The sequence below is a fragment of the Alteromonas sp. KUL49 genome (genome assembly GCF_006538345.1).
GTDB lineage: Bacteria > Pseudomonadota > Gammaproteobacteria > Enterobacterales > Alteromonadaceae > Alteromonas.
Genome location: NZ_BJKL01000009.1, coordinates 16536 through 35707, shown reverse-complemented (window position 1 = coordinate 35707; position 19172 = coordinate 16536). Strand labels below are relative to the sequence as shown.

General features: G+C 40.3%; 17 protein-coding genes and 1 pseudogene. All 18 read left to right on the top strand.

The features are described from left to right. The 18 genes and pseudogenes from EYS00_RS15440 (at window position 1) to EYS00_RS15360 (ending at window position 19166) form a co-directional block, all read left to right on the top strand. Entirely contained in the window at window positions 1-666 is a 666-nt protein-coding gene (locus EYS00_RS15440; protein ID WP_207301717.1) for a 6-hydroxymethylpterin diphosphokinase MptE-like protein, read from the top strand. Window positions 667-713: 47 nt separating this feature from the next. Continuing rightward, complete coding sequence (locus EYS00_RS15435) at window positions 714-1577, top strand: SMP-30/gluconolactonase/LRE family protein (protein WP_130638208.1); 864 nt, start codon at window positions 714-716, stop codon at window positions 1575-1577. Next, entirely contained in the window at window positions 1571-2479 is a 909-nt protein-coding gene (locus EYS00_RS15430; RefSeq protein WP_130638206.1) for a glycosyltransferase family 2 protein, read from the top strand. Before EYS00_RS15435 ends, EYS00_RS15430 begins: the two co-directional genes overlap by 7 nt. Then, window positions 2472-3149: a cytidylyltransferase domain-containing protein gene (locus EYS00_RS15425; RefSeq protein WP_130638204.1), complete on the top strand. Its 678-nt coding sequence runs from the start codon at window positions 2472-2474 to the stop codon at window positions 3147-3149. The genes EYS00_RS15430 and EYS00_RS15425 overlap by 8 nt, the downstream gene beginning before the upstream one ends. Continuing rightward, the gene (locus EYS00_RS15420; protein WP_207301716.1) at window positions 3142-4077 is read left to right on the top strand and encodes a phosphoglycerate dehydrogenase; all 936 of its coding nucleotides are present in this window, start codon (window positions 3142-3144) and stop codon (window positions 4075-4077) included. The genes EYS00_RS15425 and EYS00_RS15420 overlap by 8 nt, the downstream gene beginning before the upstream one ends. Continuing rightward, on the top strand, window positions 4067-4822 hold the full coding sequence (locus EYS00_RS15415) for an SDR family NAD(P)-dependent oxidoreductase (RefSeq protein ID WP_130638202.1): 756 nt from the start codon (window positions 4067-4069) through the stop codon (window positions 4820-4822). Before EYS00_RS15420 ends, EYS00_RS15415 begins: the two co-directional genes overlap by 11 nt. Window positions 4823-4846: 24 nt before the next feature. Then, complete coding sequence (locus EYS00_RS15410) at window positions 4847-7348, top strand: glycosyltransferase family 2 protein (protein ID WP_130638199.1); 2502 nt, start codon at window positions 4847-4849, stop codon at window positions 7346-7348. Window positions 7349-7519: 171 nt separating this feature from the next. After that, window positions 7520-8638 carry a GDP-mannose 4,6-dehydratase gene (gmd, locus tag EYS00_RS15405; protein ID WP_130638197.1) on the top strand — a complete coding sequence of 373 codons (1119 nt, stop codon included), beginning with the start codon at window positions 7520-7522 and terminating at the stop codon, window positions 8636-8638. 91 nt (window positions 8639-8729) lie between these two features. Further along, window positions 8730-9695, top strand: a complete 966-nt coding sequence (locus EYS00_RS15400; protein WP_130638195.1) for a GDP-L-fucose synthase — start codon at window positions 8730-8732, stop codon at window positions 9693-9695. A 312-nt stretch (window positions 9696-10007) separates the two neighbouring features. Further along, window positions 10008-10478, top strand: a complete 471-nt coding sequence (locus EYS00_RS15395) for a hypothetical protein (RefSeq protein WP_130638193.1) — start codon at window positions 10008-10010, stop codon at window positions 10476-10478. After that, complete coding sequence (locus EYS00_RS15390) at window positions 10478-12358, top strand: glycosyltransferase family 4 protein (protein ID WP_130638191.1); 1881 nt, start codon at window positions 10478-10480, stop codon at window positions 12356-12358. Before EYS00_RS15395 ends, EYS00_RS15390 begins: the two co-directional genes overlap by 1 nt. Further along, a complete protein-coding gene (locus EYS00_RS15385) occupies window positions 12348-13511 on the top strand; it encodes a hypothetical protein (protein ID WP_130638189.1) in 1164 nt (387 codons plus the stop codon). The genes EYS00_RS15390 and EYS00_RS15385 overlap by 11 nt, the downstream gene beginning before the upstream one ends. Window positions 13512-13513: 2 nt before the next feature. After that, on the top strand, window positions 13514-14653 hold the full coding sequence (locus EYS00_RS15380; protein WP_165399401.1) for a glycosyltransferase: 1140 nt from the start codon (window positions 13514-13516) through the stop codon (window positions 14651-14653). Beyond that, complete coding sequence (locus tag EYS00_RS15375; protein WP_130638185.1) at window positions 14623-15561, top strand: sulfotransferase; 939 nt, start codon at window positions 14623-14625, stop codon at window positions 15559-15561. Before EYS00_RS15380 ends, EYS00_RS15375 begins: the two co-directional genes overlap by 31 nt. 163 nt (window positions 15562-15724) lie before the next feature. Then, a complete protein-coding gene (locus tag EYS00_RS15370; RefSeq protein WP_130638183.1) occupies window positions 15725-16621 on the top strand; it encodes a WcbI family polysaccharide biosynthesis putative acetyltransferase in 897 nt (298 codons plus the stop codon). 266 nt (window positions 16622-16887) lie between these two features. Next, a pseudogene (locus EYS00_RS21030) lies at window positions 16888-16953 on the top strand (LicD family protein); the annotation flags it as partial. 495 nt (window positions 16954-17448) lie between these two features. After that, the gene (tagD, locus tag EYS00_RS21025) at window positions 17449-17961 is read left to right on the top strand and encodes a glycerol-3-phosphate cytidylyltransferase (RefSeq protein WP_242618794.1); all 513 of its coding nucleotides are present in this window, start codon (window positions 17449-17451) and stop codon (window positions 17959-17961) included. Window positions 17962-18101: 140 nt separating this feature from the next. Continuing rightward, entirely contained in the window at window positions 18102-19166 is a 1065-nt protein-coding gene (locus EYS00_RS15360) for a hypothetical protein (RefSeq protein WP_130638179.1), read from the top strand. Window positions 19167-19172 lie beyond the last annotated feature (6 nt).

Genomic DNA, 19172 nt, shown 5'->3' with positions numbered 1-19172 from the left:
TTGAAAAATCGCCATAAGGGAGAACGGTGTGTTCTTGTATGCAACGGTCCGTCTTTAAATAAAATGGAGCTTGATTTCTTAAAGAATGAATACGTTGTCGGGCTCAATAAAATTTACTTGGGTTTTAAGAAATTTCGTTTTTACCCAAATTATTTTGTTGCGGTCAATGCAAAGGTTTTGACACAGTCGGAGAGCGAGATTAAAAAACTCTCGTCAGTGAAATTTCTGAGCGATAGATGTCCTGATGTTTATAAAGAGAATGCGCTCACTCACATATTAAAAACAAAGGATTATCAAGGTGATTTCTCTCATGATATAAGAACAGGGGTGCAAGAAGGTTACACTGTTACATACGCTGCACTTCAAGTGGCATATTACCTAGGGTTTAACGAAGTAATAATTATAGGTATGGACCACAAGTTTGACTTTGAAGGAGAGCCCAACGAAGCAAAGCTTATGGAAGGGAACGACACGAACCATTTTTCTACTGAATACTTTAAGGGGCATTCCTGGGACAATCCCGATCTAATTAATTCGGAAAGATATTACAAAATAGCCAAAGACAGGTTTGAAGAGCACGGTAGGCGTATATTTGACGCAACAATAGACGGAAATTGCAGCGTATTTGAAAAAGTTGACTATAAAAATATATTCGGCTTGAAGTGATAGATGTTGAAGGAGTGTCTCTTCGCGAGACAGATTGAAAATATTAGATGAAAATGAATAATCTGACCACATTAGGCGAAAGTCCACTCTGGAGCAGCAAGGAGCAGTGTTGGTACTACGTCGATATAGCTAACGGAGTGGTATTTCGACGAAAGAACGGTGTTACTACGGTTGTTTCTGATAGCCATCAAAATGTTTCAAACCTTGTGAATACACAAAAAGGTTTACTCGCTACTGCTGAAGACCAGATACTACAAGTAATTCCTGATACGGATAATGTAAAGTTGTTGTTAAAAATTGCTCAATCTTCGGATTTGCGCACAAACGATGGCTCAGTAGGTCCGGATGGTCGATATTGGTTCGGTACTATGGAGAAGAACCCCTCAGGTTTGCATGGAAAGATTTACTCACTGAGCTCAAACGGGAAACTACGTCTCCAAGGAGAAGGAATAGGTATCCCTAATACGTTTGTTTGGCTAAATAGTGAGAGCATCTTAATATCAGATTCCTTCCTAAAGATAACCTATGAGGTTGATTTACTCGATTGTGGTAAGTTAGATTGGGATAATAGGAAGGTCTGGTTAGATTTAAGAAATACAAATGGTACGCCTGATGGTGGCACCTTAGATGAAAATGGCGATGTCTGGATTGCTATATGGGGAGGAGCTGCAGTTCAAAAATACTCTCCCGATGGGGTACTGTTGGACAAGCTATCTCTGAGAGCATTGCAGCCCACCTCTTGTGCTTTTGGAGGGACCGATTTGAACGAATTGCTAGTTACAACTGCTACAGAGGACCTAAGTGTTCAGCAGTTGGATGACTTCCCCGATTCAGGTCGTGTTATTCACTTAAATATGGATGTTAAAGGCAAAGTATTGCCAGAATTTATAATAGAAGAACAAGAATGTTAGCTAGTGTTGTTATAAGAACTTACAATGAAGAGCGCTATCTCAATGAACTTTTGAGTGCTATAGCAAATCAGAAAAATCATGTAGTAGAACGAGAGGTGGTGATAATTGACTCTGGTTCTACAGATGCAACTTTGGAAATCGCACGTTCCCACAATTGTAGAATCACTCATATAGAGAAGTCCGAATTTACATTCGGGCGATCTTTGAATATGGGATGCGAATTTGCAAAAGGTGATTTTCTAGTGTTCGTTAGCGGACACTGTATACCCGCTAGCGACTCTTGGCTTGATGAGTTGTGTAAGCCTATGGTTGATGGCATAGCTGATTACACCTATGGTAGGCAAGTGGGTCGTGACACAACCAAATACTCTGAAGATCGCCATTTTGAAAAATGGTTTCCAGATTATTCAAAGATCCCCCAGGAAGGCTTTTTTTGCAATAACGCAAACGCCGCAGTAAGAAGAAGTGCTTGGGACTTATTTAAATTCAACGAGGAACTTACTGGGCTAGAAGATATGTATCTGGCTAAATTGCTTGTTGAAACGGGGCGCAAAGTCGCTTACGTCGCGACCGCTCCGGTCTACCACATACACGATGAAACGTGGAAGCAAGTGAAGATTCGCTATGAAAGAGAAGCTTATGCTCTTCAACGAATTATGCCTGAAGTTCAATTCTCCTTTTCCGACTTTGTAAGATATTTCATATCGGGCGTAATGGCAGACAGTGCATCAGCAATTAGAGATAAGGTATTCCTGCGTAAATTTGGGGAGATAGTTCTCTTCCGATTCTACCATTACTGGGGTACGTTCAAAGGCAATCATGAACATCGAAAGCTTTCCACAAAGATGAAGAAACAATATTTTTATCCATTAGACACGGAACGAGAATCAAATTATGACTAATAAGGTAGTTGCACTCTTACCTATGAAGGCAAATAGTGAGCGTGTAAAAGGCAAGAATTTTAGAGAATTGGCAGGGAAACCTCTATTCAGATGGATTTTAGATGAGCTGCTTGCCGTAAAGGAAATAGACCTAATCGTTATCAACACTGATGCAAGAAGTATCCTCGAAGAGAATGGATTGGTAGAAACAGACAAAATAATTATCAGAGACCGTAAGGCAGAACTTTGTGGTGACTTCGTCTCGATGAATCTGATTTTAGAGGATGATATTAAAGCCATTGAAGCTGATACTTACATCATGACGCACACAACTAATCCTTTAATTAGTGCTGCAACCATAGAGAAAGGCTTAAACGAGTACCACGCCGCAAATGACAAAGACTCTTTATTCACGGTTAATAAGATTCAAACTCGTTTCTACCGTGAAGACTGCAGTGCGGTAAATCACGACCCCGATAATTTGATACGGACACAAGATTTAGAACCTTGGTTCGAAGAAAACTCCTGTCTTTTTTACTTTTCGGCAGATTCTTTTGCAAAAACGTCTGCTCGAATCGGAGAAAACCCGATGATGATGGTAACACCACCTTTGGAGTCTCTGGATATTGATGAGCCCCATGATTGGGAAATGGTTGCAGCTCTCGCTGAGTTTAGGAAAAACAATGCATAAAGTACTAGTTACATGTCCCCCTATGCTGGGGCAATTTCATAAATTTGTTAATCGAGCGAATGAGTTGGGGCTCGAACTGGTCCCTGCTCAAACAACTCAGGTGTTGAGTGAAGAAGAGCTCATTGAATTGCTACCAAACTACGATGGGTGGATCATCGGTGACGATCCAGCTTCAAAGGCAGTTTTTGAGGCTGGAAAAAACGGAAAACTGAAAGCTGCTGTTAAATGGGGCATCGGGGTTGATAATGTCGACTTTAATGCGTGTAAAGATTTAGGTATTCCTATTATTAATACTCCTAATATGTTTGGTGGTGAAGTTGCTGATGTTGGTATGGCACTCATGTTAGGCCTAGCCCGTCAAACGTATTTTATAGATAGGGGCGTAAGAGATGGTAAGTGGCCAAAGCCTGCAGGTTTGAGTGTTTCAGGTAAGCATATTGGTGTTGTTGGGTTTGGAGATATTGGTCGAAGTCTTGTGAAGCGGTTAAGTGGCTTTGACGTCACAGTAACGGTATATGATCCAGGCGTTGAGGGTGATGAGGGTTTTGACTTTGTCAAAAGAGCAGAGTTTCCCAATGGATTAGAAGAGTGTGACTTTTTAATTTTTACTTGTGCGCTTAACAAGCACAACTACCATATGTTAAATGAACAAACTCTAGCCCTAATGAAACCGGGAGCCCACGTTGTAAATGTGGCAAGGGGACCACTCATAGACGAGGTTGCGCTAATACAAGCTCTTGAAAGCGGTCATATTTCGTCTGCTGCATTAGATGTGTTTGAAGTTGAGCCTTTACCGATGGAGTCACCTCTACGCACAATGCCTCAGTGTATTTTTGGTTCTCATAATGGATCAAACACAATAGAAGGAGTGGATAGAGCCACATTTAAAGCTCTTGATGAAATAGCGAGTTTTCTTCATGGAAAATAGCGATATGAAATGGTGCCTTGTTACTGGTGCGAATGGAGGCATTGGAAAAGCGCTAACATCTTGCTTTGTAGAAAATGGGTATTCAGTCATTGCTACTGATATTACTAAATCTTCCGAGACGTCATCAAATATTGTTAATTTACAAATCGACCTTGAAAGAATTGTATTAGATGAAGCCTACGCAGACGAGTTTAAGTCAAAGGTAGACGACATAACAAATGATAAAGGGTTGACTGCTTTAATAAATAACGCAGCTATTCAAATATTGGGAAATGTGAAGGAAGTAACGCGCCAAGATTGGTTGAGGAGTATGAATGTTAATGTTTCAGCTCCATTTTTTGTGACTCAGCTCTTTTTAGATTCCTTGAAGAGTAACAGCGGTGCTGTAGTGAATATAAGTAGTATTCACGCTCTTCAAACGAAGCGTAACTTTGTTACTTATGCAACTTCAAAAGGAGCTTTAAGCTCCCTTACTCGCAATATGGCAGTAGATCTTGGTAACGCGGTTAGGATTAACGCAATTGAACCAGCTGCTGTGAGTACCGACATGCTTCGTGCTGGTTTTGAAGGGAAAGAGGAACAATTTAGATTACTTGAAGCGTTTCACCCAATAGCAAGAATTGCGTCTCCTGAAGAGGTGGCTCAGTTGGCATTATTTTTGTGCTCCGAGCAGTCCTCTTTCATCCATGGAACATGCCTAAATGCTACTGGTGGGATTCACGGCTGCCTAAGTGACCCTGATTAAATTTAAAATGAGTTAACTAAAAAAATGAACAGAATTGAGTTACTAAAGGAAGCCAACTCTCTATTTTTAGAGAACAACTTTGCAGATGCTTTAAAGTTATATCAAACTCTTGCAGACGATAAGAATTCACCTCATCGAGACTTATACGCATACAATATCTTCTATTGTAGGAGAAAGTTAGGTATATCAACTGACCTCAGTCCAAAAGTTGACAGCGTAACCGAACAAGAAGTGGATTTATTCAGCGGCGACAAGTCGCGAGACATTGTTTTTATTCAAGGTGCAGACTTTGAGCTTGAAAATGAGCAGCAAATTGAGAAGTTACTATTCTACATATCTCCATTTGGTCCCATCGTACAAAATGTATACATTGTAAGCGACTCATTTAGTTCACTTGATGTTGGTCTAATTAAATCCGATTATGCTAGCCTTTGTCAGCGAATTAACTTGATCAAGTCGAAAGACTTTAATAAGTCTTTTGTCGAAGCATTAAGTGATAATACAGTAGCGTATATTTATCATGAAAAATCTATACCGGATGACATAGCTATTGACGGACAGCTACTTCGTGCTCTGGCAAAAAAATCAGGTAATATTTGGCGGGTTAGTGATCTCGTACAACACCACGGCTCCTTTTTTCTGAAGTCACTTAGCGACCACTTTTCATCTGAAAAGTATCAGGAGCAGCTAAGATGTAAATTACAGGAACTTAAAGCTCAAAACTATAACAATAAGTGTTATGTTTTGGGTACCGGCCCCAGTTTGAAATACAGTTACTGTAATGAGGATGCGCAAGAAAGTATCGTTATCACGTGTAACAGCGTAGTCAAAAACCCAACAATGTTGGAATTTTTGAAACCAGAGATTGTTTGTGCAACCGACCCTATTTTTCATGCAGGTTGGGGGCAGTACGGTGACGAGTTTCGTACACAGTTGATCAAGTCGATGGAGAAGCACGATTTTTTCTTAGTTGTCCCCCATCGAGATGTACACATATATTTAAATACTCTACCGTCTAGCTTACATCACAGGATTGGTGCTTATGAGTTCGATAATTCAATTGAAGTCATTAATACGGATCTAATCGCGTCTTTAAGATCTGCACCAAAACCCAATGTTTTGACGAATATTATGCTTCCAATCGCTGCTACGATTTCGAAAGAAATTTTGGTCGGTGGTTGTGATGGTAAAAAAGATCCCTCCTCGTATTTTTGGGAGCACGATAAATCTTCCCAGTTGAATAATCAAATGGACGATATCAAGAAGGAATTTAAAGGTTTCTTTGATATTAGTTATGATAATTATTATGCGGAGCACTGTAAAACTGTAGCATCTCAAGTTGCTTCTTTAGAGCAGATGGGGTATCGCATTTCTACTTGCACACCTTCTTATATCCCTGCGTTGGCCGAGCGTTTGGATTTGCATGAATCAATAGCTCTCTTGGATAACCAGCAAAGAGATGTAGGTATTATAATGCCTAGCCATAATATGGCGGATACACTGGCTGAGAGTGTTCGCTCGGTTTTCAAAAGTGCTAAGGATGCAAACCTTTCGTGTCGAGTCGTATTGATAAATGAGTGTTCTGTAGACGATACCCTAGAAGTGGTAGGTAGAGAGTTTGATGAACAAGTCAAATCAGGTGATTTGGTTGTAGTAAACACAGTGGGTTTGGGCGTTTCATGTGCAAGAAATATTGGTTTGGCGTTGAACAACTCAACATATTTGGGCTTTTTGGATGCCGATGATTTGTTCTCTGAGAATTGCCTTCGAGAAAAAGTTGCGGCACTCAAAAACAGCAATGATGATGTGGTGGGAGCTTTTTCTCAAACTCGGTTAGTAAACGTTGAATCAAAGGAAATAATCAGCGTAGCAAATAATTATGGAAAACCTGACTATAGGTATTCGTACAAAAATGTGCATGCTCCAGCTCATATTTCTTCCATTCTTTATAAGTGTCAAGCAGTTGATGGTATTACTTTTCCTGAGGGTATAAGGTACGGAGAAGACTGGTTATTCTTAAGTAGAGTTCTGAGAGGGGGGGGAGAGCTAGTGTTTTGTAATGAGCCTTATACGGTTTATTCCATACATGCTTCATCCGCTACTAAGAAATCTCCCGAGAATCACATCATTAGCCTATTTGATATAATAAGTCGTGTATATTTCTCTGAGGACGACATTGACGGTAGTGCTGAGTTTTTCCATGGTTTGAATTCTGTCAAAGGTAGTTTTCCCACCTATGAAAGAAAATTGAGTGAACTAGTTGTAAGATTGTTTGCTTGTTTCTACTTGAAGAATCAGGCGAATGGATTCCACAAAGCTATCGTAGAGTTGAATAAGAAATTTGGCTTGGAGAAGCTTGATTTGCAGTTTGCGAAGAATAAAAAGCCACTGAGCGAATCATTTCAGAGAGAAGTAAAGCGTTTTGGAAATGGACGTGATATGCCCGTTTCTGCCATGAGCTTCGCTTTGAGAAGCAAAGTAGAAAGGTTTTTACCGGGCTTTTCAGAAGTTACTTCGGTTTGTTGAACTTAAGTTTATCAGTAAGCTTTATGGAGGGGCTTCGGTTACCTGTAATCGATGGATTAATCGGAGCCTACCTAAACGTCTGGTGTGAAGCCGGTATGCCTAACTTTAAGGCAAAGTTTAAAACTGTTAGCCTTAAGATTGTTTTGATGGTTTAGTCTTAAGGTCTCTTAAATGAAGAAAGCACTAATCACTGGTGTTACCGGCCAAGATGGGTCTTATTTGGCCGAACTTTTGTTAGATAAGGGATATGAAGTCCATGGTATTAAGCGCCGAGCCTCGTCGTTTAATACGTCTCGGATTGATCATATTTATGAGGATCCTCATAGTGTAAGTCCCAAATTTCATCTGCATTATGGAGACTTAACTGATTCTTCAAACATGAATCGTATTTTATCAGAAGTTCAACCAGACGAGGTTTACAACCTAGGTGCTCAGTCACATGTTGCAGTTTCATTTGAGGCTCCTGATTACACTTCAGATGTCGATGCGATGGGTACTCTACGCCTATTGGAAGGTATTCGTTTTTTAGGGCTAGAGAAGAAAACTAAATTTTATCAGGCTTCAACATCGGAGCTATACGGGCTTGTTCAGGAAGTCCCGCAGAAAGAAACGACTCCATTTTATCCGCGTTCACCTTATGCAGTGGCTAAGTTGTATGCATATTGGATGACGGTAAACTATCGAGAGTCTTACGGTATGTTTGCTTGTAATGGGATATTGTTTAATCACGAATCACCGCGTCGTGGAGAAACATTTGTTACACGCAAGATTACACGAGCGATAGCTAACATTGCTCAAGGTATTGAGCCATGTTTATACCTAGGGAATCTGAACGCTCTCCGTGACTGGGGGCATGCGAAGGATTTCGTGAAAGCTCAATGGATGATGCTACAACAAAGTGAGCCAGAAGATTTTGTTGTAGCTACTGGCCGGCAAACTTCAGTCAGATACTTTGTAACATTGGCTGCTGCTCAAGTTGGATTGACCCTCGAATTTCTTGGGGAAGGTATTGATGAAATCGCCAAAGTAAAAGCTATCGAAGGCGATGATGCTCCTGGTGTTAAAGTTGGTGATGTTATTGTAAAAGTGGACCCACGCTATTTCAGACCAGCTGAGGTGGATACTCTTTTAGGCGACCCAACAAAAGCTAAAGAAAAACTTGGCTGGGTACCCGAAACATCTGTAGAGGAAATGTGTGCAGAAATGGTTGCACATGACCTTTCTGAGGCAAAGCAACATACTTTGTTGAAAGCGCACGGTTATCCTGTTTCTTTTTCGAAAGAAAATTGAATGTTTGTCTCGCATAAAGTTTCGAAAGACTTCACGTATAATCTACTAAGTAAACAATTCATCTGAAACACATACAGGATGTTAAGTATTGATGGACGTAAAAAATATCTACGTTGCTGGACATTGCGGAATGGTGGGAGCTTCCATCCTTCGTCAATTGAATGCAAGGGAAGATGTAAACCTCATAGTTCGCACAAGAAACGAATTAGACTTAACTTGTCAGGCGGATGTATCAGCTTTTTTCTCTAACAATCATATAGACGAAGTGTTTCTATGTGCTGCAAAAGTGGGTGGGATTCACGCAAACAGTACTTTCCCTGCCGAGTTTATTTATCAAAACCTGATGATTGAAGCGAACATTATCCACGCTGCACATCAAAATGATATCCAAAAGCTATTGTTTTTGGGGTCGAGTTGTATTTATCCAAAGTTCGCAGAACAACCAATGACAGAGTCTGCCTTGCTAACAGGTGTATTAGAAGAGACAAATGAACCATACGCGATAGCGAAGATCGCCGGAATTAAGCTTTGTGAAAGTTATAATCGTCAATATGGGCGTGATTATCGCTCGGTAATGCCTACCAACCTTTACGGGCCCAACGATAATTTCCACCCGGAGAATTCGCATGTTATTCCGGCGTTGTTGCGCCGTTTTTACGAGGCTGCGCAACGCGGCGACCGTGAAGTAAAGGCTTGGGGTAGTGGAACTCCAATGCGAGAGTTTTTGTATGTAGATGATATGGCCAGTGCAACTATCCATGTAATGGACTTGAGTAAAGATACTTATCACGCAAATACAGCACCGATGTTGAGTCATATTAACATCGGAACAGGTGAAGATTGTTCTATCCATGAGTTAGTTGAAACAGTAGCAAAGGTAACGGGCTTCAAGGGAGAAATAGTTTGGGACACATCTAAACCAGATGGTGCGCCAAGAAAGCTGATGAATGTGTCGCGGCTGCACGCACTCGGTTGGAAGCATACTTATACGTTGGAGAGAGGTTTACAGCAGACGTTCAATTGGTTTGTGAGTAACCAAAATTGCTTTCGCGGTTAGTTATTTTGTGCTGTGTAACAAAAGTACGTTGTGTTGATATCCGGGTAAGCAAGAGTACTTATTCATAGCCCTCTTTTTTAGGGATGAATTTAAACGGGCATTTGTTGGCATGTTTAACGTGTAACATCGAGTTTCAGTTAGAGACCTAATTCATCATTCAACGTGAGAAGTATAAGTAGTTCGGTAAAACTGATATGATTTTTGATTATACAGCTAACAAACATAAAGGTTAGTAAATTGAATGATACGAATACTGACCTTTTGCTCACTTAATTTAGTAATGCGAAATTATCTTATAGGACATACAGTTTAATGAAACGCAAGGTTAAAAATTTGGTAAAGCGCTTTTTGGGGAAAAGCGAAGTCAACTTTCATCTAGACACTGTCTCCGGTGATATTGTATCCGGATGGGCTGTGAATAATGTAAACCCATCTTTACCTTGTGAAGTAAGATTGGTTTGCGAAGACAAAGTGCTCGCAAAAACGAAAGCTGCAACGCTTCGAGAAGACCTCGTCGCAGCAGGTATAGGTAATGGTTGTCATGGGTTTACGCTACAGCTAGATATGTTGCCGTTTTCAGCAGACGCTCGTGAAGCCCATCTATATATCAATGATAAGCGTGTCACGTCAGAACCCATATCACTTCAGAGCAGTTTTACTGACGTTCTAGGTGAGTTTTCTATAGAAGTAGAGCGTAGAATGGATGCGCTACTTGCAATTCAGAACGAAAGAATGCAACGCGAGTTCGATTATATCAAAAAGCAACTTCAATCAGGTGAGTAATGACTAATATACCGTCTGAGGTAGTTGTATTCTGCCCTCTACCACCGAAGCCTAACGGTATCGCTGACTACTTTGTTGAACAAATTCCTTATTTTTGTAGAACAACAAAAGTTACCGTGGTTATTGAAAACATGCACCCAGAGCCTGAGGGTATAGCACCTAACGTAAATATACTGCGTTTAGAAGAGTATCTTTGGCAGCAAGCTGAGTTGGCATCTGTTCCACATATTTATCATGTAGGTAATAATCCCGACACACAGTATATGTTGCCCGTACTGTTATCAAAGCCGGGATTGGTCGTTGTACATGATCTGAATTTACACTATCTGATAGACCTCACCAATTTATCTCAAGGTGATAAGCTTGGATACCAACATGCTTTGACAAATAATTACGGTAGTGCTGGTACCACGCTTGGAAAGCAACTTGATACTTTGGGCTGGAAAGGGCGGTTCATGCCTCATGAGCTTATGATGAACGCGAGTATTATAACTGCTGCGGAACGTATTCTAGTTCACTCTCAATATTCGGCTGAAAAAATATTAGCGCTTGGTCATAAAAATGTATGCGTTGTTCCTCACCACTTTTCACCCGCATCGCGTAAGTATCAACCCAAGTTGAAAATGCAATATCGTGGCGAGTTCGGGTTGCCCGGTAACAAGCCAGTGATAACGTCTATGGGTTTCATTGCTAAAGCTAAACAAATTAAATCTGTACTTAGCGCACTAGCGGCTATCAAACGTAGTGGCGTTGATTTTACCTATGTGCTCGCAGGGCAATGTAAGCCTCACGAATATGATGTTTATCAAGACATCGCAGACAGTGGTTTACAAGACAATGTCATAGTCACGGGGTTTCTTGATGAAGATGCATTCTTTAAATACATGTTGTCTTCTGATTTTATTGTGAATCTGCGCTATCCAACGGGAGGGGAGTCGTCTGGTACGTTAACTCGTGCGATGGGAATGGGTCTTTGCTGTGTCGTAGTAAATATTGGGCCTTTTGGTGAGTTGCCTGATGACTGTGCAGTAAAGCTAGATTGGGGAGAAGAGTTTGATGATAATTTGTATACTGCGTTAGATAAACTTATAAGGGACAAAGTTTATAGAGTGTCGTTAGGAAAAAATGCGCAGAAGTGGATAGAAAGAACTCACAATATAGCTACTACCACCACCGCTTACTTAGAGGAGGCGAACAAGCTTTCGCACTCTCAACAGCTCGAGAAAAGATCGTTCAAATACCGTCAATATAGATTTCTCCCAGAGTATGACGTACGTAAGTGGAGACAAACACATTCCATTGATACAGAAAAAAATAACTTATGGTGGGAAGCTAACCTATTGCCAATCGGTGAATCTAAGGTATTAAGCATCAGTGATGAGAACGAATATAACGCCGAAATAATTACGTCTTTGTTTGGCTATGAAACTCCGCAAGTGGATAGTTTGGCTACGTCACTTTTACGCGGTTATAACGCAAAAGCTAAATACCCATTAATACTCGTTGATGTGCTGTTGAGTGATATTTCAGCTGAGCCAGTTTTGTGGTTATCAAAGCTTAATGAAGTGGCTGAATTAGGAGCAAAATTGGTCATATCATTTCGAGTGCAAGCCGACATATATAGTGACTATTCTATTGATCGCAGTAGCTTAAGTGAGATGATAGAGGCCGCCGGTTTTTCAGTAGAAAAAGCAATTGCTGGGCCGTTAGATATTGATATGAACAACAACGAAAGAACTAATAATGAATATTGGGTCTACAGTGCTAAGAAGCGATCCAGTATGGTTAACCTAAATCCCCCGATCTATAAAAATGGCATGAGTGAGTTGAAATGGATGTATGACTCACAAAGAGATAGCGGAGGAGAAAATGTTGCCTAGTCCTTCGATCAATTTTAGCCCACCGATAGAATTAATTAGAGACTTTCACAATGTTAATGCCGAAATCCTCGCAATATCGGCTTTTCTGAGGAGTTTCATAACACTTGGAGATGTATTTTTAGATACTGTTCCGCAGAGTTTAGAGGCAAAGTTGGCTAACGCTGCTGGTGCGCGAGTCAGTTATTTGATGAATCAACCACTCTGTGATCATTATGGACTTGATTATATTCAATCTGCAAAATCTTGTGGTGTTTTGCCCGTGGCTTTAGGTGGCAATGAAATAGATATCAATGTTGAACCAAGAGTTGAAGCTGGATTTGAAGGGTTGGCAGAGAATGCCGAAACCATCAAAGTGCGAAAATTAGATTCTTATCTTAGCGGCAGGGTAAACGTAAGTTGGACTGTATTCTCACAGTTGACTTTGGACAAGTTGACGGGGGCTAAAGAGCTTGTCCAGACACATCGCCCATTATTCAGCGGTATCATTAGCCCTGAATGCATTTTAGATGTCTCAGAGTGGTGTATTACAAATGGCTATCATTTAGTGGACAGTGATCTACAGGATATCCAGTCGGTTCCTGTTTCGGCCTATTGTTGGTTAGTCCCCACTAAGTCAATGCTACAACAAGCCTACCGATATCTAGGTAAGGACTCGGGCTTGGTAAAAAGGTCGTTACCGTTAGTTCGCTTGATACAACAATCATGGCCTGAGCTTCTCGGGGCGAATGATAATTTAGCTAAAAAAACGTATGATTTGATAGCAAACCAAAGAACATGGTACTACCTAGATTCTCTAGCCAATATTGGACTGGATTCAATAGAGACAGATGGAGAGAATTATTGGCGTTGGCTCGGAAAAAATGGCGCTAGGCTCTTCCTACCACTCCACTCTGAAGGTTACTTCAGACTATCTTTCAACTTTTTTTCATTAGCTAGTGGGTTATCACATGCCACGCTTCGCTGTTTCATTAATGGACGATTGATGACTACGTATATGATAGAGGAGGGTACTGAGCTCAGTGTTTCTTATTTTGCTAGAGAAGCAGGTGAGGTAGCCGAGATTTTGCTGGTTTCCGAAGAAGCATGTTACATAGATGGTAAGTTTTTAAGTTGCTCTTTGTCTGAGGTTACTTTGCAATGGGTGGATTCGTAAATATGAGTAAGCATGTACTAGTTGTTTCCCCTATTCCTTCTCATCCTCAGTTTCAAGGTAATAGCGCTAGAATTTATCGGTTAAATAGAATGTTTCAGTTGTGTGGTTATCAACTGCATTTTGTTTATTTCGGAATGGAAGGACTTAGTGAAGAGCAACGTCGCCAAATGGAATCTCAATGGGACTTTTTTCACTATATTAAACCTGAGGGGCCAGCGGCTGCCCCATCATTTGGGGAATATTTTGACATTGATGATTGGTATGACGAACGAGTCTCTGATCTAGTGGATAAGTTATGTCAAACATGGCGTTTCGATGTCTGTTTAGTGAATTATGTCTGGTTTTCCAAGGTGCTTGATGTGTTGCCCGAATCTACAAGGAAAGTTATTGATACACATGATGTATTTGGTGATAGGCATATCGTTGCAAAGGAAGCAGGATTGGATCCCGTTTGGTTCTATACAACCAAAGAACTTGAAGCTTATGCATTAGAGCGAGCGGATCTTATATTGGCTATTCAAGATGAAGAGAAGGACTACTTTAAATCCATTACAACGAAGGCTGTTGAAGTGATGGGCTATGTTGTTCCATTCCAACCTTTAATTAGTCAAGAAAGTGACAAGGTAGTTATTGGTTACATAGGATCTGGAAACCCGTTTAACCTAGAAAGTTTGAGAGTATTTCAAAGTGCGGTAATGAAGGCGCCTAACATTATGCAACGTTATACCTTTTTACTTGGTGGCACCGTATGCAAAGCCTTTGAGCCGTTTAATGAGATATTCGACGTAATAGGAATAGTTGACGACCTTGACGAGTTTTATCGTCAGATCGATATTGCCATTAACCCGATGATCGGCGGCACAGGGCTCAAGATCAAGTCATTGGAAGCGTTATCGTATGGAAAGTCTTTACTAGCCACTCAAGATGCCATGGTAGGTATTAATGGCATCGATGAGTTTCACAACTTTTCAACGTTAGAGTCTATGGTCAATGCACTGGAGGCGCTAACTGAAGAGAGAGCCGAAATTCTTCACCGTAATTCAATTGCAACATTTCATTCGTATAACGATAGGTTCATCAATGAATTTAAATCGTTATTTGCGGAGGAATTATGCAACCAAGAAGATTCTTCGAAGAGGTAAATGAGTGGGCAAAAACTAGCGCGCCTGTATTTGTTGTTGGACCGGAGAGAAGTGGAACAAGTTTGTTGTTTCAGCTAGTGAGTAATCATCCAGCCTTTTGTGATTTTTCCGAAGCAACAGTAGAAACTTTTTGTTTCTCATATCCTTGGCACCTTCTCGATAAACCCTGTGCAAATAACTATGAAATGCGTCTATATTTAGGGCAAAAAAACTGGGATGCGTTTCAGGAAAGTGTTCAGTTTATTAGAGATGCAAATAATATTGCAGATAAAAGTGGGTTACCAAAAGAGTATTTGTATCACGAGCAAAGACAACAAATATGGGAAGCACGCAAATATGGAGAACTACTTAAGATTTTCTTTTATTTTTCGTGTCAGAACTTGGGAAGTAAGCGTTTAGTTGAAAAGACACCCGCGCATGTGCGCAGTTTACCGGAAATATATAGGGTGTTTCCTAAAGCTAAAGTTTTGGTTTGTACTCGTGAGCCAAGTGAAATTGTTGCTTCTCACCGGAAACGCTTTGCTAGAGAAGTAAGCCTTGGTGTATGTGAGGAAGCACCAGAGGTTCAATGGTTAAATCGTCCGTTCCATGAGATTACTGCCTATTTGTCAGAAATTGATGAAATTATTCACTATCACCTCGTTAGGAGATGTTCATTACTCGTGGTGCCCTATCGCCAGATAACTGAGTTTGCGGATGAAACAATGCAGAGTATATTTGAGTATGTTGAAGTGGAGCAACTACGAGAGGAAGTTGTTTTTGATAAGGACCGGCCTGCACAGTTATGGGATCCTCTTCTCAATTCTGCACCACAGCATAATAGAATTGAAGTCAGCTCTTTTTTGTCAGCGAGTGAGTTGACAAAAATACAGCAACTAAAATCCAATCTAGGTGAAGCGTGGCAATAGCCTTTAATGTTGGAATCGAATAGCATGGTATCATATGCCGTTAAACGTTATAGTCGAATGGTTGAGGGTGTTGAAAAAAGTTATTTCCGGTGGTTTGTCTAAAATGTTTTCCACTAATGTAGTCAAGAAGTTGAATGTTTTTTTTAAAAAAGGAGTGGTAAGGGTGTCTGATTCGGAACCAGTGGTTAAAAAAAAGTATAGCGTTTACGGTAATTGCCAGGCCGATCCATTGGGGAATATTTTACGGACGAATCCCGACTTCAACGAGCAATGGGAGTTTGTTCAATTTCCCAAGCCCTCTTTCGAGCTACGTAAAAACGATTTGCCAGAAATTGAAAAATTAGTGGGGCAATTAGACTTATTCGTTACTCAGAATGTTGGTGATAGCCATGGCGTTTTTGCTTCAGATAATCTTGCAAAATTACTGAAACCTAGTTCTACGGTCATTAGGATACCTAATGCGTATTTTTCAGGTTATATGCCAGAGGTTGTCTATTTTCGAGATGGTGAACCTCATGTGACGAAATTTTGTGACTATCATGACGAGAAGTTTCTATCGTTCTTCATGGAAGATCCGGTTAATGCAGTGAACAAAGCTGTAAACGCTGCCAACGATACAAACACCTACTCTAGAGATTTTGTAATAGAGAATGCCAAAAACAGCTTAGAGGAACTGAAAAACCGAGAGTTGAGTTGTGATGTAACGGTGAGTGATTACATTGAAAAGCACTGGAGAGAAGAAATACTTTTCTTTTCAATGAATCATCCAAAACGAAAAGTACTGAATCATATTGCTTCCCAAGTTCTTTCTAGAATTGGTCAAAGTTCCACTGACGTGAGAGGGGACTATGAACATTTAGATAATACGAGATTGCCAGTTTACCAAAGTGTTAAAGATGTTTTACTTGGTGACATAGAGTGGACACTAGCCCTACGTCAGCAAGACATTGACTTACAAACCTATTATGAAGGCCACGCTAAGGTATTACGTTCGTTAGAGCCAGAATTCCTCAGGAACGCGTATAAAAAGTTTCTTGAAAAGAGAAACATAGCTTACTAATTGTTTTCTATGTAACTGACTTCACGGTACAAGATATAGTGTCACTACGCTCAAAGTGTTACACTAATATTACCGGGATATGTAGAAGCCGCAGAAAGCGGAATGCCAGTTGTTCGAGGACGAGATGGAAGCAATGAAAAGCCAGTCGGTGACATTGAGTGATTTTTTCAGTCGCGTTATCTTAAGTAAGGGATACGTCGAAAGTTACTATCGTATGTTTAAAGTATTCAAAGAAGTACTTGATAGTAACAATATTGAGGTTTTTTATGCACTCTGGAACTATGCTAGGAGCGGTTCGTCATAAGGGACTAATTCCTTGGGATGATGATATCGATGTTATGGTTGAAGAGTTTTTTGAAAGTAAGTTGGAGCTTGTCGTACCTGAACTAGCGGCAAAAGGAATTCTTTTAAAAGAGCGAGATACGCCAGGGATTTTGCAGTTCTACTGCACACACTTCACTTCATCAGATATTGTTAGGCAAGAGATATACCTGCAAATAGACGTTTTTCTTGGTGAGCGAGTACAGTTAAAAAATCAAACGGTACTGCATTATCAGTCTAAATACTTCCGTGAATGTTTTCCCAACCGCTACATAGAAATTGATAGCCTCTACCCACTTAAAAACTATGATTTTGGTCCTTTTACGGTTAAAGGTATTCGGGACTATAGTGGGTATTTTTCACGAAGTGGCTTTCGTACCGATGAAGCAATTGTCATGCGCCATATGAATTTTGACCATTTTCTCCCTGAGATTGAGCAATTAAAGGTGCAGGGTGATTACCCTATTCGTGATGAAAAGTATTTGCGCTATCGCCACGAAGTCAACATGGATGAACTGCTCGAGAAACCAACAATTAAGCCAAAGACTGTTTTGACCTATGGCACATTTGATTTGTTCCACGTTGGTCATGTGAATCTTCTTCGTCGCTTGCGAGCTTTAGGTGATCGTTTGATAGTCGGATTATCAAGTGATGAATTTAATGCAATAAAGGGTAAAAAGTCGTTTTACTCCTACGAAGAGAGAAAAAATATACTATTAGCTTCCCAATATGTAGACGAGGTGATTCCCGAAAATAATTGGGAACAGAAGGTTGATGATGTAAAAAAATACAATGTCGACATTTTTGGAATGGGAAGCGATTGGACAGGAAAATTCGACGAACTTAAACACAATTGTGAAGTTGTATACTTAGATAGAACGAAAGACATTTCTACAACAGAGGTAAAGCAGTCTTTGTCGGGGTTAAATGCTGATAAAATAAAAGAGCTAGAAAAATCTCTTCATTCTACTCTTGATATCGTATTGCATTTGGCATCTTCTGTTGGGGAGCGAAAGTAGTCGTGCTTCTGAGAGCCAATTGCTGCGTACTGCTTGAAAAAGATTTGAGTTTCATGAAACCTTCAAAGACTTTTAGTAATGTGGATAAAAAATATGGTAATCACTGTGTTGCTGTAAGCATCAGACTCTAGAAGCAGTATATGAACAATATTTTTATCCATATTGGGCCGCCAAAGTCAGGCACCTCAGCCATACAAAAGTGGCTTAGTGAAAATAGACAATTCCTTGTTGAAAACAATATATATTATCCGGAGCATACGACCGATGAAAATGGTGTAAGCTCTGGTAACTTGTTGACCATTTTTTCTCGTAGTGAAGATGACTTTGTTGTCGATAAAAAGAAGTGTAAGTCTCTTTTAGAGGAGTTTTCACGCTCAGGTGCTACCCGACTTTTGCTATCGTCTGAATTCTTTTTCAAGCGTGCAGAGCAGTTGTCTGATGTCTTCCCCGAGGCAACATTTATCGGATATTTGCGATTTCCATTGGAAGTTGCAGAGTCCTCTTATAATCAAGGTGTCAAAAGGCATGCACAGATTCATGCCTTTGGTCTTCCAAATACGCCTCGAGCTTACCAATTGGAGATTCTTGACAGCTTGATTAAAAAAGTCGGTAGAGAGCATTTTATACTACGCCCATATCACGAAGAGTGTTTTGAAGGGGGTAACTTGGTTGCTGATTTTCTAACTAACTTCGATATTGTGGTTAATGACATCGAACCACGTAAAATAAACCCTTCATATACGTTGGAGGGGTTGGAGTTTAAGAGATGGTTTAACCAGTTAAACTTAGATTCCGTACAAAGTGATATGGACCGTTTCCTCCAGAGTGAACAGTCTGGAACAACCAATTATTCGCTTATCCCTCCATCCGTCTTTAAGATATTTAAGAGCGCATTTGTCGAGCAAATGACGCTATTTTGTAACAGTCACCAGGTAACTAATCGCGAACATTTCTTACAGCTTTGTAACGAATTGATCCAAAAACCAAAAGTTCATCAGTCTATTAGTAACGATGAGTTTCAGGCTATGCTGGAGAAGTTTCTGGAGCTACCTGGTATTCAGAAAAAAATGCTCACAGCATATGAGAGAGAATGGAAATACCAATCTATTGAACGGTATCCAGAAAGACTTGATATTGTTGCAAATGCTCTTCCTCTCTCTAAAAAGTTAGTGCATCGGTTAAGAGATATATTGAATAAAGCGTAGCGCTAG